This is a genomic window from Noviherbaspirillum sedimenti, assembly GCF_003590835.1.
Taxonomy (GTDB): Bacteria; Pseudomonadota; Gammaproteobacteria; order Burkholderiales; family Burkholderiaceae_D; genus Paucimonas; species Paucimonas sedimenti.
Map to the genome: position 1 here is coordinate 361,159 of NZ_QYUQ01000002.1, position 23,647 is coordinate 384,805.

Sequence of the window (23,647 nt, forward strand, 5' to 3'; positions counted from 1 at the left end):
CTCCCGGCGACGCCTCCCGCGCACCGCCTTCGCTACAGAACGACCTTGACTCAAGAAAATCCCGCACCCGCCCAAGCCGGCGTCCATGACCAGGAAGTCGAGCAACTGTTCGATGCCGGCGGCCCCTTGGGCCAGGCGGTGTCGGGGTTCCGGCCGCGCCAGTCGCAAACCGAAATGGCCCAGGCGATCGCCGAGGCCATCGCGCAGCAGGGCAGCCTGATCGCCGAAGCCGGCACCGGCACCGGCAAGACCTTCGCCTACCTGGCGCCGGCGCTGCTGTGGGGCGGCAAGGTGATCGTTTCCACTGGCACCAAGAACTTGCAGGACCAGCTGTTCCTGCGCGATATCCCGACCGTGCGCAAGGCATTGAATACCCCGGTTTCGGTGGCGCTGCTGAAGGGCCGCGCCAATTACCTCTGTCACTTTCATCTTGAACGCACCTTGCAGAACGGTCGCCTGACCGCGCGCGAAGATGTCGGCTACCTGCGTGAGATTTCGCGCTTCGCCAAGACCACCAGCACCGGCGACAAGGCGGAGCTGGCGCGGGTGCCGGAAACCGCCCTGGTGTGGAACCTGGTGACTTCTACCCGCGATACCTGCATGGGTGCCGAATGCCAGTATTACCAGGATTGCTTCGTCATGAAGGCACGCCGCGAGGCGCAGCAGGCCGATGTGGTGGTGGTCAACCACCATTTGTTCTTCGCCGACGTGGCGCTGAAGGATACCGGTATCGCCGAATTGCTGCCCTCGGCCAATACCATCGTTTTCGACGAGGCGCACCAGTTGCCGGAAACCGCATCGCTGTTCTTTGGCGAGACGGTCTCGACTGCGCAAGTGCTGGAGTTGTGCCGCGATGTGCTGGCCGAAGGCCTGGCGCATGCGCGCGACGGCGCCGCATGGCCGCAAGTGGTGGCGCCGGTCGAGCGTGCCGCGCGTGATTTGCGGCTGGCCTTTTCGCAGGATATCGTGCGCCTGGCAGTTGGCCAGATCGCGCCGTCCAGCCCGTTTTTCCCGGCGCTGGACAAGCTCATGTCGGAACTCGAGGGCATGATCGTGGTGCTGCAGGCGCAGTCCGAACGCGCCGAAACCATCGAGCAGTGCCGCGTGCGTGCGCACGAGCTGTCGGCCAAACTGATGGCCTGGAAAAGCGCCAGCGGCGCGGCGCCCGCCCAGGTGGAGGAAGAACAGCAGGCGGTGCTGTGGGTGGAAGCCTTTTCGACATCCCTGCAATTGCACAAGACGCCGCTATCGATCGCCCCGGTATTCTCGAAGCAGCGCGAAGGCACGCCGCGCGCCTGGATATTTACCTCGGCGACGCTGGCGGTGAAAAATGATTTCCAGCATTACACCTCGCAAATGGGCTTGCACGATGCCCCGGCCCGCACCTGGCCGAGCCCGTTCGACTACGGCAAACAAGCCTTGCTGTACGTGCCCGACGGCCTGCCGCAGCCAAACTCGCCCGGCTACACCGATGCGGTGGTCGACATGGCGCTGCCGCTGATCGAAGCCGCCGGCGGCCGCACCTTCCTGTTGTGCACCACCATCCGCGCGGTCAACCGCGCCGCCGAACGCCTGCGCGCCGAATTCGAGGCGCGCAATCTGCCATTCCCGCTGCTGGTGCAGGGCGAAGCCGGCCGCACCGAATTGCTGGAGCGTTTCCGCAGCGCCGGCAATGCCGTGCTGATCGGCAGCCAGAGTTTCTGGGAAGGGGTGGACGTGCGCGGCGACGCCTTGTCGCTGGTAATCATCGACAAGCTGCCGTTCGCGCCGCCGGACGACCCGGTGCTGGCCGCGCGCATCGAGGCGCTGGAGCGGCGCGGCCTGAACGGCTTTGTCCACCACCAGTTGCCGGAAGCGGTGATCACCCTGAAGCAGGGCGCCGGCCGCCTGATCCGCGATGAAACCGACCGCGGCGTGCTGGTGATCTGCGACCCCAGGCTGATTTCCAAACCGTATGGCCGGCGCATCTGGCAAAGCCTGCCGCCGTTCAAGCGCACCCGTGTCGCCGCGGATGTCCTGGCATTTTTCAACGAGCCTGCAGGCATTGGTCATACGCACTGAATTTTTTGAGGAGCTTCATGGCTACACCGATTTCCCTGTTGCCGATACGACGTGCCGACCTGTCGGTAGGGTTGCGGCTTGGGCGGCCAGTGTACGATTGGCACGGCACATTGTTGCTGGCGGCCGGCACCGTGATCGAGTCGCAAGGACAGCTCGATAAACTCCTGCAAACCGGTTTTATGGAAGAATCGAATTGGGGGGCGGCCGCGCCTTCCGGCGTTTCCGCGCCTCCCCGGAGCAAGGTGCGGGTGGCTTCCAGCGCGACCGAAGCTGCCACGGATGCTGCCGCGAAGGAAACGATCGTCCGCATGGAGGACGTGCACTGGGCCGTTGGCGAAGCCATGACCTTGCAAGCACACGACAAGCCTTCGCTGCGCTATCCAATCCAGCTGATCGGTTTCATCAAGCATCGCATGCTGTTCGTCAGCGCGCCCACGGTGGATGGCAAGTTCGAACTGATCCGCGAGGGCCAGACTTTCGTGGCCCGGGCGTTCTCCGGGAAAAAGGCTTATGCCTTCACGGCAGCCGCTCTCAAGTCGGTGCATTCGCCGCATCCCTATCTCCTGCTTGCTTATCCGCGTGAAGTGCGCTGTACCGTGGTGCGCCAGAGCGCGCGCGTGCAAGTCAGGCTGATTGCTGCGGTGGCGCTGGGCAGGCCGGAAAGAATGGCTGCCGGCACCATTACTGACCTCAGCACGGGCGGTGCATCGGTTATTTCGAAAGAGCCGCTGGGCGTCAAGGGCGAAACCGGCACGATCAAGTTCAAGGTACATGCCGCCGAAGCGGACGCTTATCCCAACATCCGCTTCATTTTGCGTTCCGTGGTGCAGGATGAGGGGGGCGAAGGGTTCCGGCAGGGATTGGAATTCGTTGACGTGCCTGCGCATGAGCGCTTGATCCTGTCGGCGTTCGTCCATCAGGGCCTGGTGGCGTAATTTCATCGCATGTTAATCGGCGCCTGAGATTGCTTCAGGTAAAATCCGCTTATGAAAATTCTTGTCAGTAACGACGACGGTTACCTTGCCCCCGGCATCATTGCCCTGGCCGATGCCCTGGCGTCGATCGCGGAAATCACCGTGGTGGCGCCTGACAGCAACCGTTCAGGCTCTTCGAATTCGCTGACCCTGGACCGGCCGCTATCGGTATACAGGGCTGCCAATGGTTTTTATTTTGTCAACGGCACCCCTTCGGATTGCGTGCACGTGGCGCTGACCGGGCTGATTGCCGACAAGCCGGACCTGGTCGTCTCCGGCATCAACCAGGGCCAGAACATGGGTGACGATACGTTGTATTCGGGTACCGTGGCCGCCGCCACCGAAGGCTATCTGTTCGGCATTCCTTCGATCGCCTTTTCACAGGTGGAAAAGGGCTGGAAAGAGCTCGATGCAGCCGCTCGCAAGGCCAGGGAAATCGTGCAGCGGCGCTTCGATGCGCTGCAAAAGCCGTATCTCCTGAACGTCAATATTCCCAACCTGCCTTATGACAAGCTTGGCAAGATCGTGCCGACGCGGCTCGGCAAGCGGCATCAATCCGAGGCCGTGATCCGCACGCAGGATCCGCATGGGCGCGAGATTTTCTGGATTGGCCCGGCCGGCGCCGCCCGCGATGCCGGCGAGGGCACCGATTTCCACGCGACCGCAGCCGGCAATGTCTCCATTACGCCGCTGCAGATCGATCTTACCCATGCCGCGCAACTCGATGCGCTGGCCAGGGCTTGCCATGACTGACAAGGGCAAGCGTTTTCCGCTGTCCCTGTCTGCACTAGTGGAAAAGCCGGGGTCGGCGGCGCTCCGGCCAGGGGCGGCGGTATCGCGCCAGACCGCCACCCGTAACGCCGCCCAGCATTGCATGCGGGACGCACTCGCTGCAGCGGCGCCCAGGACGATGGCCGCAGGAGCGCTTGCACCCGCGGCGCCTTCATCCAAGTCCGCAGGTCCGGCCAATCCCGCTGTTTCGACAGGCGCCGGAAAATCGACGGCTGCTGCCGCGCCAGCCAGTGCGCGCGCGGTGCCGCTGGTGTCCGAAGGGGTACGCAAGGCGATGGTCGAGCGCGTGGCAAAACAGGGCGTGCGCGACCCCATGGTGCTGGCGGCCATGCTGGAAGTGCCGCGACATTTGTTCATGGAGCCGGCGCTGGCCAGCCAGGCCTATATCGATGCCTCGCTGCCGATCGGCTATCATCAAACCATTTCCCAGCCTTATATTGTGGCGCGCATGATCGAAGTCATGCGCGACAACCGCAATCGCGGCGCCTTGGGCCGGGTGCTGGAGATCGGCACCGGCTGTGGCTATCAGGCTGCCGTATTGTCGCTGGTGGCAAAGGATGTGTTTTCGATCGAGCGCATCAAGCCCCTGCACGAGCTGGCGAAATCCAATCTGCGGCCGATGCGCATCGCCAATATCCGCCTGCATTACGGCGATGGTATGCTTGGCCTGCCGCAGGCGGGGCCTTTTGACGGCATCATCCTGGCCGCGGCCGGACTCGAAGTGCCGCAAGCCCTGCTGGCACAATTGACAATCGGCGGCCGGCTGGTCGCGCCGGTCGGCGAGCGGCACCAGGTGCTGCAGCTGGTCGAGCGCACCGGCCCGGCGGAATGGGCCAGTACCACGCTGGAGGCTTGCCACTTCGTGCCGCTGCGTCCCGGCACCGTATGAAGGGAGTGCTTTTGCAAACAATGAAACTGAAGAGAAACGAAAAAATGCGTCTGGTTTTACCAATTACGCTGGCGGTCCTGCTGGCGGCATGCAGCACGCCGCGCCCGCCGGCCCCCATTGTCGACAGGACCCCGCGTCCTGACAGCCGTGCCGCCACGACGGCGAGCGCCGGCGCCCGGCAGATGGACAGCCATGGCAATTACGCGGTAAGAAAAGGCGATACCCTGTTCCAGATATCCCAGGATTTCGGCCAGAACGTGCGCGACCTGGTGAGCTGGAACAATCTGGCCAATGCCAATGACATCCAGGTCGGCCAGCTCTTGCGCGTGGCGCCGGCAGGCGCAGTTGGTGCAGTTGGCGCACCGTCCGCCGGGGTGCCCAGCACCGGCGCCGCAGCAGTGCCGGCGATCGAGGTCCGGCCGCTGAACGCGTCGCCGTCGGTGTCTGCGGCGCCGCCGGTCTCTGCAGCCAACGTACCCAACAAGACCGCGCCGCGGGGCGACAAACAAGCTTATTCCGAAACCGCCCTGGCCGAGCTGCAAAAGCCTGACAGCGCCACGCCGGCAAGCGCGCCGGCCCCGGCTCCGGCCCCGGCCGCGGCGTCCCCGAGCGCAGCCAGGCCGGTAGAAAAAGCCGCAGACAAGCCCATCGTCGCCGCCGTGAATCAGGAAGACGCCGGCATTTCCTGGATATGGCCGACCGACGGCAGGATCGTCGGCAGCTTCGACGGCACCAAGAAGGGCATCGATATCGGCGGCAAGTCCGGCCAGCCCGTGGTGGCTGCCGCCGGCGGCAAGGTGATGTATGCTGGCAGCGGCATTCGTGGTTATGGCAATCTTGTCATCGTTAAACATACCAATAACCTGCTTTCGGCCTATGCCCACAACAAAACCATCCTGGTCAAGGAGGGTCAAACTGTCGGCAAAGGCGACAGGATCGCGGAAATGGGCAATACTGATGCCGATGCGGTCAAGCTTCACTTTGAGATTCGTCAGCAAGGAAAACCGGTCGATCCTGCAAAATTCCTCCCTAGCCGATAAATGACACGAAACCCTCGCCCCCCGCTGGATGATGAAATGCTCACGGATGACGCCTCCGACATGCCCATTGAGCTCGCAGACCAGCGCACAGGGGAGGGGCCCGACGAGGAGCTTGCCGCCGTTCGCACGGCCGAAGTCGACAGCGTCGATGAACTCAAGACGGTGCTGGCTGCCGAGCTGTCCACCGACACCACGCAGCATTACCTGAACCAGATCGGCGCGCGGCCGCTGCTGACGGTGGCCGAAGAAGTGCATTACGCGACCCTGGCCAAGCAGGGCAACTTCGAGGCGCGTCAGAAAATGATCGAGCATAACCTGCGCCTCGTGGTGTCGATCGCCAAGCATTACATCAACCGCGGCGTGGTGCTGCTCGACCTGATCGAGGAGGGCAACCTCGGCCTGATGCGCGCCATCGACAAGTTCGAGCCGGAGCGGGGCTTTCGCTTTTCCACCTATGCCACCTGGTGGATCCGCCAGAGCATCGAGCGCGCCATCATGAACCAGGCGCGCACGGTGCGGCTGCCGGTGCACATGGTGCGCGAGCTGAACCAGATCCTGCGCGCCAAGTATCATCTGGAAGCACAGCACCGCGACGGCAAGGATGCCAGCGCCGAAGACATCGCCCACCTGGTCGACCGGCCCGTGGAAGACGTGCAGGACATCCTCGCCTTGTCCGAGCACGCCACCTCGCTCGACGCCCCGCTGGACAGCGATCCGCAGGCCAGCCTGATGGACATGCTGCCCGGCGACAGTGCCGACGGCCCCGATTCGCGCGCCGAACTGGGTGAAATGGTGGCCAAGGTGCGCGACTGGCTGGGCAAGCTGCCCGACAAGCAGCGCATCGTCATCCTGCGCCGCTTCGGCCTGGACAACGACGATCCCGCCACGCTGGAAGAACTGGCCGAGGAAATGGGCGTCACCCGCGAGCGGGTGCGCCAGATCCAGCAGGAAGCCCTGATCAAACTGAAACGCGCACTGACCTCCAACGGGGTTGGAAAGGATGCCCTGTTGTGACCCCGATCATGGTATTCGACATCGAGACCATTCCCGATGTCGATGGCTTGCGCCGCCTGCATGGCCATGCGGCCGAAATGAGCGACGCCGCAGTGGCGGAACTGGCCTTTGCCGCCCGCCGCGAAAAGACCGGCGCGGATTTCCTGCAGCACCACCTGCATCGGGTCGCGGCGATTTCCTGCGTGTTCCGCGACGACGAGGGCTTCCGGGTGCGCTCGCTGGGCAGCCTGGAAGACGGCGAAGCAAAGCTGGTGAACGATTTCTTCCGCGTGATCGACCGTTACACGCCGCAGCTGGTGTCCTGGAACGGCGGCGGCTTCGACTTGCCGGTGCTGCACTACCGCGCCATGCTCAACGGCGTGACAGCTTCGCGCTACTGGGAAATGGGCAACGAGGACCGCGATTTCAAGTGGAACAATTACCTGAGCCGCTACCACACCCGCCACCTCGACCTGATGGACCTGCTGGCCATGTACACCGGCCGCGCCAATGCGCCGCTGGACGACCTCGCCAAGCTGTGCGGCTTTCCCGGCAAGCTGGGGGTCGACGGATCGCAGGTCTGGAACCTGTGCCGGGACGGGCGCCTGAAGGAAATCCGCGACTACTGCGAAACCGACGTGGTCAATACCTACCTGGTGTATTGCCGCTTTCAGTTGATGCGCGGCGAATTGAGCCGCGATGGCTACGCCGCCGAGATGGAACTGGTGCGCTCGTCCCTGTCCAGGCTCGACAGCCCGCACTGGCGCGAATACCTGGACGCCTGGCCAGGCGAATAAGCCTCTCTGTCCCCGCCATGTCCGCACCGGCGCTGATGCCGGCGCGGGCGGATTGCTTTATCATGTCGGGCCATTCTGCGCCAGGTCACGGCTTCACGACGGCGCCCCTTAATCCAGTTTTTGCCGGTTTTATCCTATGCAGTCCAATATCATCGAAATCGAATCCCTCGACATGGAAGGCCGCGGCGTCGGCCACCTGGCCAACGAAGACGGCACTCCCGGGAAAGTCATTTTCGTCGAAGGCGCCTTGCCGGGCGAGCGCGTCACTTACCAGACCTTCCGCAAGAAGCCCAAGTGGGAAGCCGCCACCATGGTCGAGCTGCTGCGCGAATCGTCGCTGCGCGTCAAGCCGAAATGCCAGTACTTTGGCATCTGTGGCGGCTGCTCGATGCAGCATCTCGAACCTGCGGCGCAAGTAGCGATCAAGCAGCGCGTGCTGGAAGACAACCTGAAACACCTGGGCAAGGTGCAGGCGTCGATGATGCTGCGCCCCATCTACGGGCCGACCTGGGGCTACCGCTTCCGCGCCCGCATTTCGGTAAAAAATGTCGTCAAGAAGGGCGGGGTGCTGGTCGGCTTCCATGAGCGGCGCTCCAGCTTCGTTGCCGACATGAAAACCTGCGACATCCTGCCGCCGAATGTTTCGGCGCTGCTGGTGCCGCTGCGTGGCCTGGTGGCGTCGTTGTCGATTCCCGAGGGCATACCCCAGCTTGAGCTGGCGGTCGGCGCCGGCGAGCATGAAAACGTCACGGTGCTGGTGATGCGCAACATGGCGCCGCTCACCGCCGATGACGAGGCAAAGCTGAAAGCCTTTGCCGACCAGCACGCGATCCACTGGTGGCTGCAGCCCAAGGGGCCCGACACGGCCTATCCCTTTTATCCGGCCGATTCGCAACTGGAGTATGTCCTGCCGGAATTCGGCATCCACATGCCGTTCAGGCCGACCGATTTCACCCAGGTCAACCACCAGATCAACCGCGTGCTGGTGTCGCGCGCCCTGCGCCTGCTGGACGTGCAGCCGCAAGACCGGGTCGCCGACCTGTTCTGCGGCATCGGCAACTTCACCCTGCCGCTGGCGACCCAGGCGCGCGAAGTAATGGGTATCGAAGGCAGCACTGCGCTGACCGAGCGCGCCTTGCAGAATGCCGAATTCAACGGTCTGGCGGCGAGAACCACTTTCCAGTGCCGCAACCTGTTCGAAATCAGTGCCGAAGATGTGGCAGCCTTGGGCAAGTTCGACCGCATGCTGGTCGACCCGCCGCGCGAAGGCGCGCACGCATTGTCGCTGGCGCTGGCTGAACTGGCCAGGACGCAGCCGGACATGCTGCCGAAACGGATCGTGTATGTTTCCTGCAATCCGGCCACGCTGGCGCGCGACGCCGGCATCCTGGTGCATGAGGCAGGCTATGTGCTGCAAAAGGCGGGGGTGGTCAACATGTTCCCGCATACGGCGCATGTGGAATCGATTGCGGTGTTTGATTTGCCGGAACGGCATTGGCGACTCCCGGAAGCGTGAAGGATTTCCAATTGGAAAATTGCCGGATATCATGACGGTTTAGCCCAGCAATGTCGGTGGGTTCAAGCTTGGGAAAGTTGAATAAAATGCACGTCGGCAAGTTCATCAAACTTTTGAGCATTTGTGGCGCGATTCTTGGTCTGTCGGCTTGTGCAACAGGTGTGACCCAGCGCAATGAGGATCCGAAGGAATGGGCATTGAATGCGATGGTGGAGGCGAGGAAGTTTTATACCTCGGGAAAAACCGTCGAAGAATACGTGCGGGGCAAGGCGGACGGCGACGACAAAAGCATCTACGCTTATTACCTTTGTTCCGGCTTCATCGAAGCGGGCGACCAGATCCGCGCCGAACAGTGCATCGGCATGTACAAGCAAAAAACGCAGGCATTGGCGAACGATAAAACCAAATCCATGGCCGCCGCCGGTTTCAGCAACAGCCTGGAGCAGCTGCAAATCCAGTACAACCAGCTGTTGCTGGAGCAGGGCCGCTACAAGGAGGTAGTCGCCAACCTCATGCCTTACGTCCAGCGTGAAGCGACCATGTTCTCCTTTAGCGGGGAAAAAAACCGGAATTTCATCAGCCGGGCAATCGCGGCGCCGATACTCGCCAGAGCCCAGCGCAACATGGGCGGCATCGAGCCGGTTGTCAAACAAGCGCTGGAAGACTACGTGTCGTTCATCCGCCTGCCCTCGCGCATCATGAATCCGCGCGGCGGCGCGGTGGTGGCAGCCGAGACGGAATTTTTGCTTGGCCGATATGAAGCCTGTTATCAGACGATCCCGCGCTCGGCCGTCGGCCTCGATGTGGGCTTGATCAAGCTGTTCAGCGCGCCCTTGAACCAGCTTTACGAAGGCGGGGCGGACGCCATGGAGCGCGTCGCGAACTTGTATTACCTGCGCCTGCAAGCCTTGTGCGCCTATGAGAGCGGCAAGCTGGAGGAGGCGAAGCAGACTTACCTGGAACTGCTGCAGTTGGAGGACACGAAATACCTCATGGGCCTGCAGCGCCTGGCGAATTACCATCTCGGGCGCATCGATTACGCTAAGGGCGACAAGGAATCGGCCATCGCGTACTGGAAGGCCGCAATTGCCGCCCTGGAAGCCGAGCGGGCTGCGATCGATTCCGAGGCGGGCCGCATGGGCTATGTCACCAGCAAATCCGAAATGTATGCGCTGCTGATCGATGAGCTGGTCGCGCGCGGGCGCGATGCCGAAGCCTTCGAATACGCCGAACGCGCCAAGTCGAGGGCGCTGGTGGACATGCTCGGCACCAAGCTGTCGGCATCCGGCCAAGGCAAGCCGGGCGCTTTTTCGCAATCCCTGCAGGAGCTGCAAATGTCCGACGCCGCGGAAAATTTCTTGCGGCCGACGCTGACTGCCGGCGCCAGCCGGACCGCGAATCTGCGGCAGAACATCGTCCGCGGCAATCCGCATCTGGGATCCCTGATTTCCGTCGCGTCGCTGCCGGCGGCACAAGTGCAAAGTCAACTGAAAGCCGGGGAAACCGTCATCGAGTACTTCGGCGAAGGGGAAAGGCTGTTCGCCTTCGTGGTCACGAAAAAGGCGATCAAGGCGCTGAAGCTGGACGCGAAACCGGCGCTGGCGCATGCGAAAAATTTCAGGAAAAGCATCACCGACCCCAAGAGCAAGGACTACCTGGCAAATGGCAAAAAACTGTTCGACGCGATCATGGCACCGGCATTGTCGTTCGCGGACAAGGGGCCTCTGACCATCATTCCTCATGGCGCCCTGCATTACATACCGTTTGCCGCACTCCACGATGGTCGGGCCTATCTGGTCAATAATGCCGAACTACGGGTATTGCCGAGCGCGTCGGTTCTTCCCTTCCTTGGCAAGAACGCGAGTCCCAAAAACAGCGATCTGCTCGTGCTGGGCAATCCCGACCTTGGCGATCGCAGCCTTGATTTGCCCGGCGCCGAAGAAGAGGCAAAACTGCTTTCCAGGTTAAATGCGCGATCCAAACTGCTGTTAAGAAAGCAGGCTTCCGAAACTGCCTTAAGAAAGCTCGGGCCGCAGCATCGGGAAATTCATTTCGCCATGCATGGGAAATTTGCCTCCGACAATCCTCTATCATCCGGCTTGTACATGTCGGCGGATGCGGAAAACGATGGCTTGCTGACGGTAGGGGAGCTTTACGATTTGCAGCTCAATGTGGATCTGGTGGTCCTGTCCGCATGTGAAACCGCGCTTGGCGACGCCTCTCGCGGGGATGATGTGGTTGGCCTGAACCGCGGTTTTCTATACGCCGGCGCCAGTTCGATCGTCTCTTCCCTGTGGGAAGTCGATGACCAGGCGACGCGCGATCTGATGCTCGGTTTTTATCAAAACCGGACCGGGTCCGGCAAGGCCGCCGCGCTCAGACGTGCGCAACTGAAAATCATTGGCAAGTATCCGCATCCTTACTATTGGGCCGCGTTTCAGATCAGCGGCGTGTTCTGAACGGCAGGGCATTCCTGCTTCTTGCCGCCGTCGTCAGCGCTTGCCCGCCAGCTGGAAGGCCGCCCAGTAATAGGGGTGGGGGTATTTCGCCTTGACTGCCCGCTGCGCCTTCAGCAGGGCATCGGACTTGGCGGAGACGCCGACTTCCTTGTAGAAGCGGGTCATCATCTCGTAGGTCGCCTGGTCATCGACTTCCCACAGGCTGGCGATGATGCTGGCGGCGCCGGCATAGAAGAACCCGCGGGTCAGGCCAATGACGTCGTCGCCGTTGTCGATTTTCCCGAGCCCGGTTTCGCAGGCGCTCAGGGTGACCAGGTCCGCATTTAATTCGAGCGAATACAGTTCGTCGACGGTGAGCGTGCCGGTTTCCATGGCGCTGCCTTTTTTTTCCGGCGCGAGGAACAGTCCCGACTGCAGCGGCTGCTCCGGATTGAACTTGCCATGGCTGGCGAAATGAATCCAGGCGTATTGGGCGCCTTCCGACTTCACGACGGATTTGGTAGCGGCGCCGCGCAGCAAGACTTTGGCATCCGGATGCAGACGGGCGATTTCGGCAGCCTCCTTTTGTGCGCCCGGCAGGTCCAGTTGCGGATTGCCGAGGTCCGGATTGCCCAGCACCAGCAAGCCCTTGCCGGAGGTTTTGCGTCCGTTCAGAAACTTGAGCATGCTGGCGCTGGGCAAGAGGCGGATGCTGTAGCGATCGACCAGGAATTCCTTGCTAGCGGCGAGTGCATTGAAGGGCAGGTAATGCAGCACGCCGTGCGGGACGATCAAAAGCTTGCCCTCCTTCGGCAGGCCGAGCGGCGCCAGCAGGCGCGCGTACAGCTGGCTGCCGAGCGCGTGAAAGTCGCGCGACTGCGGGTTTTGCACTGCTGCGCGCATGCGTCGTGCCTGTTCGGCCAGGCCGGTACCGTCGAGGCGGACCGCGCGCAAGGCGCCTTGCGTCGCAACGAAGGCGTACAGGTCGCGGCCGAAGTAATAGAATTCGACCAGCGTTTCATCGGGCTGCAGCAGGCCGCGCAGTTCCGCTTCGCCGATGCCACTGACCGTCACCAGCGAAGCCAGTTCCGGATCCGCCTTGCGCAGCCGCTCGGATGCGGCCGCCATGCTGCGGCGGACTTGCTGCTGCCGTTCAAGCTGCTGTGCGGTCGCGCTCAGGCGATCGGGGACCGACAGCGCCGCGTTCAGCCGCGTCATTTCCGCCAGCGAGGCGCCGGCAGTCGTGGACTGGCCGAAATTTTCTTTCGAGGCGAGCATGTCCACCAGGGCGCGCGCCTTGGCGCGTTCGGCGAGTTCGAAGGCTTCGCCATCGCGTCTGGCGCGGATCAGCGCGCCGATCAGATGGCTGTAGATGGCCTGCTTGTCGCCGACGAAGCCGATCTTGCCGGCATCGCTGCGGATGGTCGAGCGCTCCTGTTCGATGACTTCGACCGCCTGCCGGTAATAGCGGATGGCGTCGGCCGGCTTGCCGTCCTTTTCGGCGATGCGGCCGCGGTTGAACAGGCCGGTCCAGTAAGTATCCCCTTGCGTGCTGAAACGCGGGTGGGTGAGGGCGGCATCGTAACTGGCGCGCGCATCATCGATGCGTCCCAGTTCCAGCAGCACGGCGCCGCGGCTTGCGGCTTCGGCGGCGCGCATGTACGACACGCTATCCTCGCCGAACTTCCCGGGTTGCGCATAGAAATTCTGCACCATCGGGCTGCCTGCAAATTTTTCGGTTTCCTCCAGCGCTAGCGCGTAGTCTTTCGTCAGCATATAAATTTCGGCAAGCCAGTGATGCTTCATGTCAGCCACGGCGGCATCCTGTGCCGTGGGAACATGAGCGGCAAGCCGCTTTGCCGTATTGCGGGCATTTGCGATGTCGCCTGAAGCTGCATAGACGATGCCAAGCTTGCCAAGTGAATGCACATCGATGTCCTTCGGGTCTTTCATTGCCATCAGCAAGGCATCGATCGCCCTGCGGTAGTCGCCGACCTGGCGATAGCCTTCCGCGAAGACCTGATAGATCGTGGCCGAGAAATCTTGCCGGATGCCGGAACCGTAATCGAACATGAAGACGCCGTTGACGGCGCGCGTGCGCAGTTTGTCGAAGCAGTCCGTCATCTTGCCGAACTGGCGCGCATCGCTATAGGCGGTGCAGAGGTGAAAAAGAATGTCGGTCTTCAGTTCGCCTTTTGCCGCAAACGATTCCAGATGCGCGACGTTTTCGGCGTGGAGGCCCATGCCTTTCAGCTCGCCCATCTTCATGAGATCGCTGTGGCTCAATTCGACTGTCTGTGATTTGCCATTCGCTGGATTCTGCGGGCTTTGGGCCGACGCCCAGCCAGCGAGCAGCGAAAGCATCAGGGTTGCCAGAGCGCTTGTCGGTTTCATGAGTATGGCCCGGTCAATTGCGGCGCACTTCGACGCGCCGGTTGATTTCGTCATCCGCCTGATCCGGATTCAGCAGGCGGTCGAAGCCGAAGCCGAGTATCACCAGGCGCTCGCGCGCGATGCCATGCCGTTTCGCCAGATAGTCGCCGACCGCGGCCGCGCGTTCGCAGGACAGGCGCTTGTTGTAGTCGCCATTTCCCTGCCTGTCGGTATGGCCGGCGATGACGAAGGTCTCGGTGCGAAGTTCAGGGCTCTTGAGCGCCTGTCCCAGCGCATCGAGCATCTGCTCGGCATCCGCGGACAGCTTCGATGAATCCAGCGCGAAACGCACGTTCAGGTCGACCTTGGGCGCATCGGTGACATACAAGGCCCGGGTTTTCCCGGCGCCACGCGTGCCTGCGAGTGCATTGCCCGGTGTGTCGCACAGCGCGGTGGTGGCATCCGGCAGTTTTGCGTCGGGGCGGATCAGGGCCCTGGTGCGGCGTGCAGGAGCCTGGCCATCCGGCATCGGCTTTGCCAGTGCTTCGATCAGTTCCTGCGCAGACGGCGCATCCAGGCGGCTTTGCGCATGCGCAGGCAGCGACGGCAATGCCAGCGTCGCCATCATCGCGGCAAGAGTGCCGATACGGCGCGGTAAAAAGCGAAAACCCGCACGGGGGGGCATGGAGGGCGAATGCATCAACTTCTCCACGCGTCTAGTTGACTTCAATGATCGGCAGCACGGCGCTGGCGCCGATGCGTCCCGGCGCACTGGCCCCTTGCCCCATTCCGACTACGGCCAGGTTACGTACTGCGCGTGTGCTGGCGGCAGTTGAACGGAAAGGCGTACTGGCGATTTCCGTCATGCCGGCGCCGAATTCGCGCGGCGTCTCCGACAGGATCGCCATGACATAACTGGTACCGGCCGGGCCTGCAGCCTGGATGCCCCAGGATGGGCGCGGCAGCAGCGTGGTGCCCGCCTGGACATGATTGTTGGCGTCGCGGCTGTTGGGGAACAGAAGGTCGAAGGATTTGCCGTCCGAGCCTACATGCAGCAGGTAGAGATAGCCACTCTGGTTCGTGGTCACCGAGAGGTCGAGGTAATCCCGACCGATCTTCATGCTGGGCTTGGCGCTGCGCAATTGCACGCGCATGTTTGGCGAGGCCTGCTGGCGCAGGTTTTCCAGCGCAGCCAGTGCATTGGCTGCGCCGTCAGCGGACGCCGCGGCGGCGCCGGCAGTGCCGCCCTGCGCCGGCATGGCGGAATGGGCGAAGGCCAGCGGCAGGTCGGCGTTGCCGACCAGTGTGATGGTTTGGTTGTAGTTATTGTTGCGAATCCATTCCTGTGCGCAACGCTGCAGTTCGCGTCCGGTCAGCATGCCGCTGCGGTCGGCGTCCGCGCGCGCATCCAGGCAACTGGACCAGGCGACCGTGGCGGAACTGCCACGTGAGGTTGCAAACGCTACCTCATTGTCGGCGGCAGCGGCGATGTAGAGGAAATTGGCACCCGCCTTAGCGGCTGTCGGTACCAGGTTGCGCGTCATCTTTGCATTGATCGCATTGCCGCACTGGTAATTCGCGGTGTTCGTCACATCCTTCCAGGTTTTTGCCTTGCGATCGGGATCGGCATGGATGTCGCGACTCTTGGTGGCCTGTCCGCCCGAGAAACAGGAGTCATTCAGCATCACGACCTGTCCCGCTTTTGCCGCGAGTTGCTTGAGCGTCGTCTCTAGTTCAATGTCATCAAAGGTGCTCATGTCATGCGTCACCATGCCTTCGGAACATTTGCCAGCCCCGCGCGAGGACCTTTGCGAGCCGTGTCCGGAGTAGTAGATGAAGACATTGTCACCCTGCGCAATGCGCGTCGTCAGCGTCGCCAGCGTCGCTTGCAACCCGTGCTGGGACAGCTGGCTATCCTTGTGGTCGAGGATGTTCGGTTCCTGCACGCCCATGGATTGCGCAATCTTGCGCGCCATGCGGGCATCCAGATCGATTCCCGGCAGCGATGCATTCGGATTACTGTAATTCCCGATTGTCAAGATCAGGGCATAGTTCTCGGCATGCAGCGGCGCTGCCGCGAGGGCACCGAGTGCAGCCAATCCGAAGGGGGCGATGTGTCGCTTCAGTGAAGTCAATTTCATTCCGGTTCCAGTCGTGTCGTCGAGGAAAAGCGGCGGCTCAATTGCCGTGCCGCAGGACCAGGATCTGGCTCAGTCCAAGATAGGCGCCGTTTTGCGCCAGTTGCGAATAGGCGGTCGCTTCCGGCATGTCCTGGCGATACACGGGCTGGCGGTTCAGTTCCTGGTTGGTAGCCTGCGGATGGCGGACGTTCAGCGATAGCAGTTCGAGGCCGGTCTTGCCTTCGAAAGTAAAGTATTCGCTGGCGCCCAGGGGCAGCATGGCCACTTCGCCGGCCTTGATCCGTACGACCTGGTCGGCGCGGGCCGGATAAAGCTGGCCGGCCCAGCTTGGCGGATGGCTGAACACGCCCTCCGGGCTGACCGTGCCCGGCTGGGCGCGCAACGCGTCCAGTGACACGATCGCATCGAAGGTGCTGACCAGCCGTAATTTGAAGCGCTCGCCGGTGCGGAACGCTGCCACCAGCGAACGGGTTTCGGTCACGCGGTTCTGGCTATCGAGCATCATGGCCGATACCGTTACGCCCTGATAATTTGCCCTGCCGTCCCATGGTTTATTGGGATCGAATGCGGCCTGCTGCGTCGCGAAGGGCACGTCGGGTTGCCCCAGGATCAGCGGCGCCGGGCTGAAGTGCGGCGCCTGTGTAAACGGAATCTGCTGTCCAGGTTGCAGATTGTAAGAAGCGGGCTGCGGTGACGGAATCCAGGCGCTTTGCGAGCCTTGCGCCATGGTCGCCAGGCTGCCTTGCAACTGCGGGGCGATCTGGTTGACGAATGCCGCCGCCAGCGAGACTGCGGTGGACGGCTGTGCGGCACCTGCCTGCGCCGGCATGGCGGCACCGCCGATGCGGTTGTTCGCCCAATTGTTGATCGCCTGGAAAATGGTCAGTCCAGCATACCCGGCCAGGTTGAGCAAGCCGAATTTCTGCGTCGCTTCAGTTTGCTTCTCGGCAGGCGGCAGCGTCTGCGTGGACGATTGGGCGTGCGCGGTCAGCGGCGTCATGCAAGCCAGCGTCAGGCAGATACCGGTGCGGGCAGCCTGTTTTGCGAATGTCCGGCCAGCGCGCGATTCGGAGATGGTTTTCATTGTGTCGTTCCCTGGATGGTCAGAGAGCTGCGGGTTTATTGATGGCGGATATGAATCGTGACAAATCCGCCCTGGCCGTTCGGGTTGTAGAAATAAGTGCCCTGGTTGGTGTTTTCCGTCACCAGCCGAATGTCTTTGGCTGACTTGCCGGCGCTGCCATTGGCGGCCATCATGCCCTGGAATGCAGGGAAAGGATCGCCGCTATGGCCCGAGGGCAGCAAAACAACGTGCAACTGATCCACGCCGCGATTGCCGGTCAATTGCATGAGGTTACTGACGGATTCTACGCCTGCCTTGACGCGCGCTCGCCAGATTGGCGCCTTGCTGGTTTCGCCGACAGGGGGGGTGTTGAAGATCGCAACCTCGCCGTCACGGGGCGAAAGGAGCTTGATGCGGAATTTGTCGCCGGTCGAGAAGGGGGCCTCGACGGAGCGCGTAACCAGCATGTTGAGCGGTCCTTCAGTCAGCACGGAGACGGCCAGGGCATCGGGTCGGGCCGTATTGGCCGCCGCACCCGGCGCCGCGGCAGCTTGTGCCAGGGATGCCAGCACGACTTCCTTGGCACGCGGGGCGGACTGGGATTGCGCGTAGACGCCGCAGGCGGCAAGGCCTAGTTGGGCGGCGAGCAGGATTTGTGTGACTAAACGGTTCATTCTTTTTCCCTGAGTTTTATGGCCAATTCGACAGCGTTGTCGTGAGGGTAAACTGGATGGAATGCAAACATCCACAAGCGGTGGGCAGCCGCATACCATACATATCTTGCGATTGATTTTGAGAAATATATCCGAAAGGCATTACTTTGGGTTGCTTGCCGCCGCTTTATCGATAATTTGTAAATTGAAACGCTACGAAATGTTGAATTTATGTAATCCCGACCGTTTGGCCGATATCTGAGGACGAAAAAAAACGGCCTTCCGGCCGGTTTTTGTAGAGAGGCTTCAAGCTTAATCGTCGCCGCCAAAAATCCCCAGAATCGACAGCAGGTTGGCGAAAATATTGTAGACATCCAGATAGATGCTCAAGGTGGCGGTGATGTAATTGGTTTCGCCGCCATTGATGACTTGCTGGACGTCATACAGGATGTACGCCGAGAAAATACCGATCAGGATCACCGACAGGGCCAGTTGCAGCGCCGGCAGTTGCAGGAAGATGTTGGCGACCATGGCCACCAGCGCCACCAGCATGCCGACGAACAGCCATTTGCCCATGCCGGAGAAATCGCGCTTGGATACCGTGGCGATGGTAGCCATTACGGTAAAGATCGCCGCCGTGCCGCCGAAGGCGGTCATGATTAGCGAAGCGCCGTTGGAATAACCCAGGGTATGGCTGATCAGGCGCGACAGCATCAGGCCCATGACAAAGGTAAAACCCAGCAATACGGCTACGCCCATGGCGGAGTGCTTGGTTTTCTCGATCGCCCAGATGAAGCCGAAGGCGATTGCCATGAAGGCAATGAAGCCGATGAACGGGCTGCCGGCGAACAGGGAAAATTTGAATTGCACGCCCAGCCAGGCGCCGAGCACGGTCGGCACCATTGATAGCGCGAGCAGCAGGTAGGTATTGCGCAACACCCGGTTGCGCGCGACGGCCGGTTGCGCGGCGGTGCTGTAAGCGTGTTGCAGGGGTTGGTTCATATATTGCCTCCAGTAATGGTATCAGGTTTGCAATCCCAAGAATAGCATGACTGCGGCAGCAATGCTTTATGATAAATTGGGAAATACAGAGGATTTACTCCCGGTTTCCTATGGGGTTCAAGTCATGGGGAGGGCGTTTCGTGCTAAAATCGAAGGTTAGTTGAATTTTTAACGTTTACCCTTAACCCTTTCATTTTATTGGAGTTTTTAGATGGCAATCGAACGCACCCTGTCGATCATTAAACCGGACGCAGTCGCAAAAAACGTGATCGGCCAGATCTACACCCGTTTTGAATCCGCCGGCCTGAAGGTCATCGCCGCCCGCATGGCGCAACTGTCGCGCGCCGAAGCCGAAGGCTTCTACGCCGTGCACCGCGAGCGTCCTTTCTTCAAGGATCTGGTCGATTTCATGGTGTCCGGCCCAGTCATGATCCAGGTGCTGGAAGGTGAAGGCGCGATCGCCAAGAACCGTGACCTGATGGGTGCTACCGATCCGAAGAAAGCTGAAAAAGGCACCATCCGCGCCGATTTCGCCGATTCGATCGATGCCAACGCCGTGCATGGCTCCGACGCAGCAGAAACCGCCGCCGTCGAAATCGCCTATTATTTCCCGGCCCTGAACGTCTATTCGCGTTAATCCCCCGTTGTCCTCCCCGCGCCTGCCAGTCGGCAGTCTGCGCGGGCGGACAACAACATGAAGTTGAAGTGGACCTATGACGACTCTCACCAACCTGCTGGACCTCGATCCCGCGCAACTCGTGGCCTACTGCGGCGAGTTGGGTGAGAAGCCGTTCCGCGCCAAGCAATTGCAACGCTGGATACACCAGTTCGGTGTCGCCGATTTCACCGCCATGACCGATCTGGCCAAGTCGCTGCGCGACAAGCTGGCCACGCGCGCCTTTGTTGCTGCACCGGCGGTGATCAGCGACCATACCTCGACCGACGGCACCCGCAAATGGCTGCTCGATGTCGGCCAGGGCAATGCCGTTGAAACGGTATTCATCCCCGAAGAGACGCGCGGCACCCTGTGTATTTCGACGCAGGCCGGCTGTGCGGTCAATTGCCGCTTCTGCTCGACCGGCAAGCAGGGTTTCAGCCGCAACCTGACGGTGGGCGAGATCATTGGCCAGTTGTGGATGGCCGAATTTGAATTGCGCAAGACCAAGGGCGTCGAGCCCGGCCCCAAGGGCGAGCGTCAGATCACCAATGTGGTCATGATGGGCATGGGCGAGCCGCTGCTCAACTTCGAGCCGACCGTCACCGCCCTGAAGCTGATGCTGGACGATAATGCCTATGGCTTGTCGCGCCGCCGCGTGACGCTGTCGACCAGCGGCGTGGTGCCGATGATCGACAAGCTGGCGCAGGAGTGCCCGGTGGCGCTGGCGGTGTCGCTGCATGCCTCCAGCGATGCCTTGCGCGACAGCCTGATTCCCCTCAATAAGAAATATCCGCTGGTCGAGCTGATGGCGGCCTGCAAGCGCTACCTCGAGTACGCGCCGCGCGATTTCATCACGTTTGAATACTGCATGCTGGCTGGCGTCAACGACACTGACGACAACGCCCGCGAGCTGATCGCGCTGGTGCGCAGCAAGGGCCGTGAAGTGCCATGCAAGTTCAACCTGATCCCATTCAATCCGTTCCCGGAGTCGGGCCTGCTGCGTTCGGATAATGCCCGCATCAAGGCATTTGCCCAGATCCTGATGGATGCTGGTATCGTGACCACGATCCGCAAGACCCGTGGCGACGATATCGATGCCGCCTGCGGCCAGCTGGCCGGCGAAGTGCAGGACCGTACGCGGGTGCAGGAACGCATGCAGAAAATGGCGGAATATAAAAATAAATTTGGCCAGGATTTCGGCCGTATCGTGGAGGTGTCGAGATGAAGAAACTGGGCAGCGTGCTTATCCTGGCGGCGGCATTCCTGGCGGGTTGCGCGAGCAATTCCCACATTGGCGCCGATCGCGAGTTGCTGACCAGTTCGGACCAGACCGATGATCAGAAGCGCGCGCGCATCCGCCTGCAGCTGGCGGTGAGCTATTACCAGCAGCAGCAGTTGCCGGTGGCGCTGGACGAGATCAAGCAGTCCCTGCAGGCCGACCCGAATTTCGCCGATGCCTATAGCGTGCGCGGCCTGATCTACATGGATATGGGCGAGACCCGGCTGGCAGAGGATAATTTCCAGCAAGCCCTGCGGCTGGCGCCGCAAAACCCCGATTTCAACAATAATTACGGCTGGTTCCTGTGCCAGAACGGCCGGCCGGAACAGTCGATCGCCTATTTCGAATCGGCCCTGAAGAACCGCAGTTACCAGTCGCCGGCCAAGGCCCTGCAGAATGCCGGCGTGTGCAGCCTGCGCATGAAGAAGAACGCTGAGGCCGAGCGCTATCTCACTGAGGCCTTCCGTCTGGATCCCGGCAGTGTGTCGACCAACGTCAACCTGGCGAAAATACATTACGAGCGCGGCGACTATGAGAAGGCGCGCTTTTACATTGCGCGCGTCACGCGTTCCGATGCCTTGAGCGCGGATGCCTTGTGGCAGGCCATCAAGGTCGAGCGCAAGCTGGGCGACCGCGCAGCTGAATTGAGCCTGGTGACCCAGTTGAGCCGCCGCTTCCCCGATTCGGCCGAATTTGCCGCCTACCAGCGTGGGGCTTTCAATGAGTGATGCGGGTATGGAAGGCCGCGACCAGGAGGCGCCATTGAGCCCGGCGCCGGAAGCCGCCATGCCGGGTCCGGGCGCCCAGTTGGCTGCACAGCGCCAGGCGCTCGGCTGGACGGTGGAGCAGGTGGCCAACCAGTTGAACCTGGCGCCGCGCCAGGTGCAGGCAATGGAAGACGATAATTTCGCTGCCTTGCCCGGGATGGTGATCGCGCGCGGTTTTGTGCGTGCCTATGCGAAGCTGCTCAGGCTCGAGCCGGCGCCGCTGCTGGCCCTGATTGCAGAAAAGCCGGCGCCGGGCACGGAATCGCTTGACGTGCGGCGCACCCGGTCGGCCACGTTTACTGAATCGAATTTGCCGGCGACCAAGCGTCCCGGTGGCGGGACAAAGTGGCTGGCGGCCATCCTGTTGTTGCTGGTGCTGGCGGCGCTTGGCTGGCTGGCCGTGCGGGATGGCTGGATCGCCGGATTGCCTGGCGGGCAGATGGCCCCGGCCCGGACAGGCATGCAGCCAGAACCGCTGGCGCCGGATGCTGCCAGCGGCGTGCCGCTGGGGCAGGCCGCCGAGGATGTGCCAGCGCCGACGACGGAAGCGCCGGCACAGTTGCCAGCCACGCCGGCTGCGCCAACGGCCCCGGTAACGTCGGCGGCAACGAACGCGCTGCCGCCGACGCCTGCGGCGCCATCAACACCTGCGGCACAATCGACACCTGCGGTGGCCGACAAGCTGGTGCTGACCGTGCGTGCAGCATCCTGGATCGAACTCAAGCGCGCTGATGGCGTCAGCCTGGCAGCGCGCCTGCTGCCGGCCGGAACGACCGAATCCTTCGACGTTGCTCAGGGCGCCAGCCTGGTGGTCGGTAATGCGGCAGGCGTCGATGTTACCTACCGCGGCCAGGCACTGAACCTGAATGCCGATACCAAGAACAACGTCGCGCGTGTGACACTGAAATAACGATGAATATGGAAAGCAATAATCTTCCGATCGGCTCCGGCCCGAGCCCAAGACGCCAAAGCAGGCGCGTGGTCATCCGTTATGGCGCGCGTGAAGTCGGCGTCGGTGGCGGCGCACCCGTGCTGGTGCAGTCGATGACCAATACCGATACGGCCGATGTCATTGCCACGGCAATCCAGGTCAAGGAACTGGCGCGCGCCGGTTCGGAAGTGGTACGCATCACCGTCAATAATCCGCAAGCGGCGGCGGCCGTGCCGGCGATTCGCGAGCAGCTCGACAAGATGGGCATCGACGTGCCGCTGGTAGGCGATTTTCATTACAACGGCCATACGCTGTTGAACGATTATCCCGACTGCGCACGCGTCTTGTCGAAGTACCGCATCAATCCCGGCAACGTCGGCCAGGGCGCCAAGCGCGACACGCAATTTGCGCAAATGATCGAGGCCGCCTGCAAGTACGACAAGCCGGTGCGCATCGGCGTCAACTGGGGCAGCCTGGATCAGAATCTGCTGGCGCGTATCATGGACGAGAATGCGCAACGCACCCAGCCCTGGGATGCGCAGGCGGTGATGTACGAGGCGCTGGTGACGTCGGCCATCGAAAACGCCCAGCGCGCCGAAGAGCTTGGCCTGGCGGGCGATCGCATCATCCTGTCGTGCAAGGTCTCCGGTGTGCAGGACCTGATCGCGGTCTACCGCGAACTGGCCAGGCGCTGCGACTATCCGCTGCACCTCGGCCTGACCGAGGCCGGCATGGGCAGCAAGGGCATCGTTGCCTCGACCGCGGCCTTGTCGGTGCTGCTGCAGGAAGGCATTGGCGACACCATCCGTATTTCGCTTACGCCCGAGCCTGGCGGTGACCGCACCAAAGAGGTGGTGGTGGCGCAGGAAATCCTGCAGACCATGGGTTTGCGCAAGTTCGCGCCGATGGTGATCGCCTGCCCGGGTTGCGGACGCACGACTTCGACGGTGTTCCAGGAACTCGCCGACCGTATCCAGAGCTATCTGCGCGAGCAGATGCCGGTCTGGAAAAAACAGTATCCGGGCGTGGAAGGCATGAATGTCGCGGTGATGGGCTGCATCGTCAACGGCCCCGGCGAATCCAAGCACGCCAACATCGGCATCAGCCTGCCCGGCACCGGTGAATCGCCTGCGGCGCCGGTGTTCGTCGATGGCCAGAAAAAAATCACTCTGCGCGGCGAGCGCATCGCCGAGGAATTCCAGGCGATCGTGCTGGACTACGTGCAAAGCCGCTATGGTGCCAATGAGGGCGCCAAAGAGGCCGCGCTGTAAGCTGCGCTG

20 protein-coding genes are annotated in these 23,647 nt (G+C 61.9%); 14 read left to right on the plus strand and 6 right to left on the minus strand.

What is annotated here, in order from left to right:
• The first annotated feature begins 45 nt into the window (after positions 1 to 45).
• The 9 genes from D3878_RS01790 (at position 46) to D3878_RS01830 (ending at position 11,521) form a co-directional block, all read left to right on the plus strand.
• Positions 46 to 2,061, plus strand: a complete 2,016-nt coding sequence (locus D3878_RS01790) for a DNA repair helicase YoaA (protein WP_119783919.1) — start codon at positions 46 to 48, stop codon at positions 2,059 to 2,061.
• Between the two features lie 17 nt (positions 2,062 to 2,078).
• Positions 2,079 to 2,996, plus strand: coding sequence for a flagellar brake protein (locus D3878_RS01795; RefSeq protein ID WP_119783920.1), 918 nt, complete (start codon positions 2,079 to 2,081; stop codon positions 2,994 to 2,996).
• A gap of 51 nt (positions 2,997 to 3,047) precedes the next feature.
• Positions 3,048 to 3,788: a 5'/3'-nucleotidase SurE gene (gene surE, locus D3878_RS01800; protein ID WP_119783921.1), complete on the plus strand. Its 741-nt coding sequence runs from the start codon at positions 3,048 to 3,050 to the stop codon at positions 3,786 to 3,788.
• Positions 3,781 to 4,716: a protein-L-isoaspartate(D-aspartate) O-methyltransferase gene (locus tag D3878_RS01805; protein WP_119787643.1), complete on the plus strand. Its 936-nt coding sequence runs from the start codon at positions 3,781 to 3,783 to the stop codon at positions 4,714 to 4,716. Before surE ends, D3878_RS01805 begins: the two co-directional genes overlap by 8 nt.
• A gap of 20 nt (positions 4,717 to 4,736) precedes the next feature.
• Positions 4,737 to 5,756 carry a peptidoglycan DD-metalloendopeptidase family protein gene (locus D3878_RS01810; protein WP_119783922.1) on the plus strand — a complete coding sequence of 340 codons (1,020 nt, stop codon included), beginning with the start codon at positions 4,737 to 4,739 and terminating at the stop codon, positions 5,754 to 5,756.
• Positions 5,757 to 6,770, plus strand: coding sequence for an RNA polymerase sigma factor RpoS (gene rpoS, locus D3878_RS01815; RefSeq protein WP_119783923.1), 1,014 nt, complete (start codon positions 5,757 to 5,759; stop codon positions 6,768 to 6,770).
• Positions 6,767 to 7,546, plus strand: a complete 780-nt coding sequence (locus D3878_RS01820; RefSeq protein ID WP_119783924.1) for a 3'-5' exonuclease — start codon at positions 6,767 to 6,769, stop codon at positions 7,544 to 7,546. The genes rpoS and D3878_RS01820 overlap by 4 nt, the downstream gene beginning before the upstream one ends.
• 136 nt (positions 7,547 to 7,682) lie before the next feature.
• Positions 7,683 to 9,062, plus strand: coding sequence for a 23S rRNA (uracil(1939)-C(5))-methyltransferase RlmD (gene rlmD / locus D3878_RS01825; protein WP_119783925.1), 1,380 nt, complete (start codon positions 7,683 to 7,685; stop codon positions 9,060 to 9,062).
• 161 nt (positions 9,063 to 9,223) lie between these two features.
• On the plus strand, positions 9,224 to 11,521 hold the full coding sequence (locus D3878_RS01830; RefSeq protein ID WP_158592151.1) for a CHAT domain-containing protein: 2,298 nt from the start codon (positions 9,224 to 9,226) through the stop codon (positions 11,519 to 11,521).
• Positions 11,522 to 11,554: 33 nt separating this feature from the next.
• Here the strand turns inward: D3878_RS01830 and D3878_RS01835 are convergent, their stop codons facing one another.
• The 6 genes from D3878_RS01835 to D3878_RS01860 form a co-directional block, all read right to left on the minus strand.
• Positions 11,555 to 13,894, minus strand: a complete 2,340-nt coding sequence (locus tag D3878_RS01835) for a CHAT domain-containing protein (protein WP_158592152.1) — start codon at positions 13,892 to 13,894, stop codon at positions 11,555 to 11,557.
• A gap of 13 nt (positions 13,895 to 13,907) precedes the next feature.
• Positions 13,908 to 14,573, minus strand: coding sequence for an OmpA family protein (locus D3878_RS01840; protein WP_119783928.1), 666 nt, complete (start codon positions 14,571 to 14,573; stop codon positions 13,908 to 13,910).
• 16 nt (positions 14,574 to 14,589) lie between these two features.
• Positions 14,590 to 16,014, minus strand: coding sequence for a DUF4384 domain-containing protein (locus tag D3878_RS01845; protein ID WP_119783929.1), 1,425 nt, complete (start codon positions 16,012 to 16,014; stop codon positions 14,590 to 14,592).
• A 37-nt stretch (positions 16,015 to 16,051) separates the two neighbouring features.
• On the minus strand, positions 16,052 to 17,098 hold the full coding sequence (locus tag D3878_RS01850) for a hypothetical protein (protein WP_119783930.1): 1,047 nt from the start codon (positions 17,096 to 17,098) through the stop codon (positions 16,052 to 16,054).
• Between the two features lie 35 nt (positions 17,099 to 17,133).
• Positions 17,134 to 17,751 carry a hypothetical protein gene (locus D3878_RS01855; RefSeq protein ID WP_119783931.1) on the minus strand — a complete coding sequence of 206 codons (618 nt, stop codon included), beginning with the start codon at positions 17,749 to 17,751 and terminating at the stop codon, positions 17,134 to 17,136.
• Positions 17,752 to 18,042: 291 nt separating this feature from the next.
• Positions 18,043 to 18,732, minus strand: a complete 690-nt coding sequence (locus D3878_RS01860) for a Bax inhibitor-1/YccA family protein (protein WP_119783932.1) — start codon at positions 18,730 to 18,732, stop codon at positions 18,043 to 18,045.
• 211 nt (positions 18,733 to 18,943) lie between these two features.
• Here D3878_RS01860 and ndk point away from each other — a divergent pair, with 211 nt between their 5' ends.
• The 5 genes from ndk to ispG all read left to right on the plus strand — a co-directional run bounded on the left by ndk (position 18,944) and on the right by ispG (position 23,638).
• Positions 18,944 to 19,369, plus strand: a complete 426-nt coding sequence (ndk, locus tag D3878_RS01865; RefSeq protein ID WP_119783933.1) for a nucleoside-diphosphate kinase — start codon at positions 18,944 to 18,946, stop codon at positions 19,367 to 19,369.
• Positions 19,370 to 19,445: 76 nt separating this feature from the next.
• A complete protein-coding gene (rlmN, locus tag D3878_RS01870) occupies positions 19,446 to 20,615 on the plus strand; it encodes a dual-specificity RNA methyltransferase RlmN (protein ID WP_119783934.1) in 1,170 nt (389 codons plus the stop codon).
• A complete protein-coding gene (pilW, locus tag D3878_RS01875) occupies positions 20,612 to 21,397 on the plus strand; it encodes a type IV pilus biogenesis/stability protein PilW (protein ID WP_119783935.1) in 786 nt (261 codons plus the stop codon). Before rlmN ends, pilW begins: the two co-directional genes overlap by 4 nt.
• The gene (locus D3878_RS01880; RefSeq protein ID WP_119783936.1) at positions 21,390 to 22,346 is read left to right on the plus strand and encodes a helix-turn-helix domain-containing protein; all 957 of its coding nucleotides are present in this window, start codon (positions 21,390 to 21,392) and stop codon (positions 22,344 to 22,346) included. The genes pilW and D3878_RS01880 overlap by 8 nt, the downstream gene beginning before the upstream one ends.
• 8 nt (positions 22,347 to 22,354) lie before the next feature.
• Positions 22,355 to 23,638, plus strand: a complete 1,284-nt coding sequence (gene ispG, locus D3878_RS01885) for a flavodoxin-dependent (E)-4-hydroxy-3-methylbut-2-enyl-diphosphate synthase (RefSeq protein WP_119787644.1) — start codon at positions 22,355 to 22,357, stop codon at positions 23,636 to 23,638.
• The last annotated feature ends 9 nt before the right edge of the window (positions 23,639 to 23,647 follow it).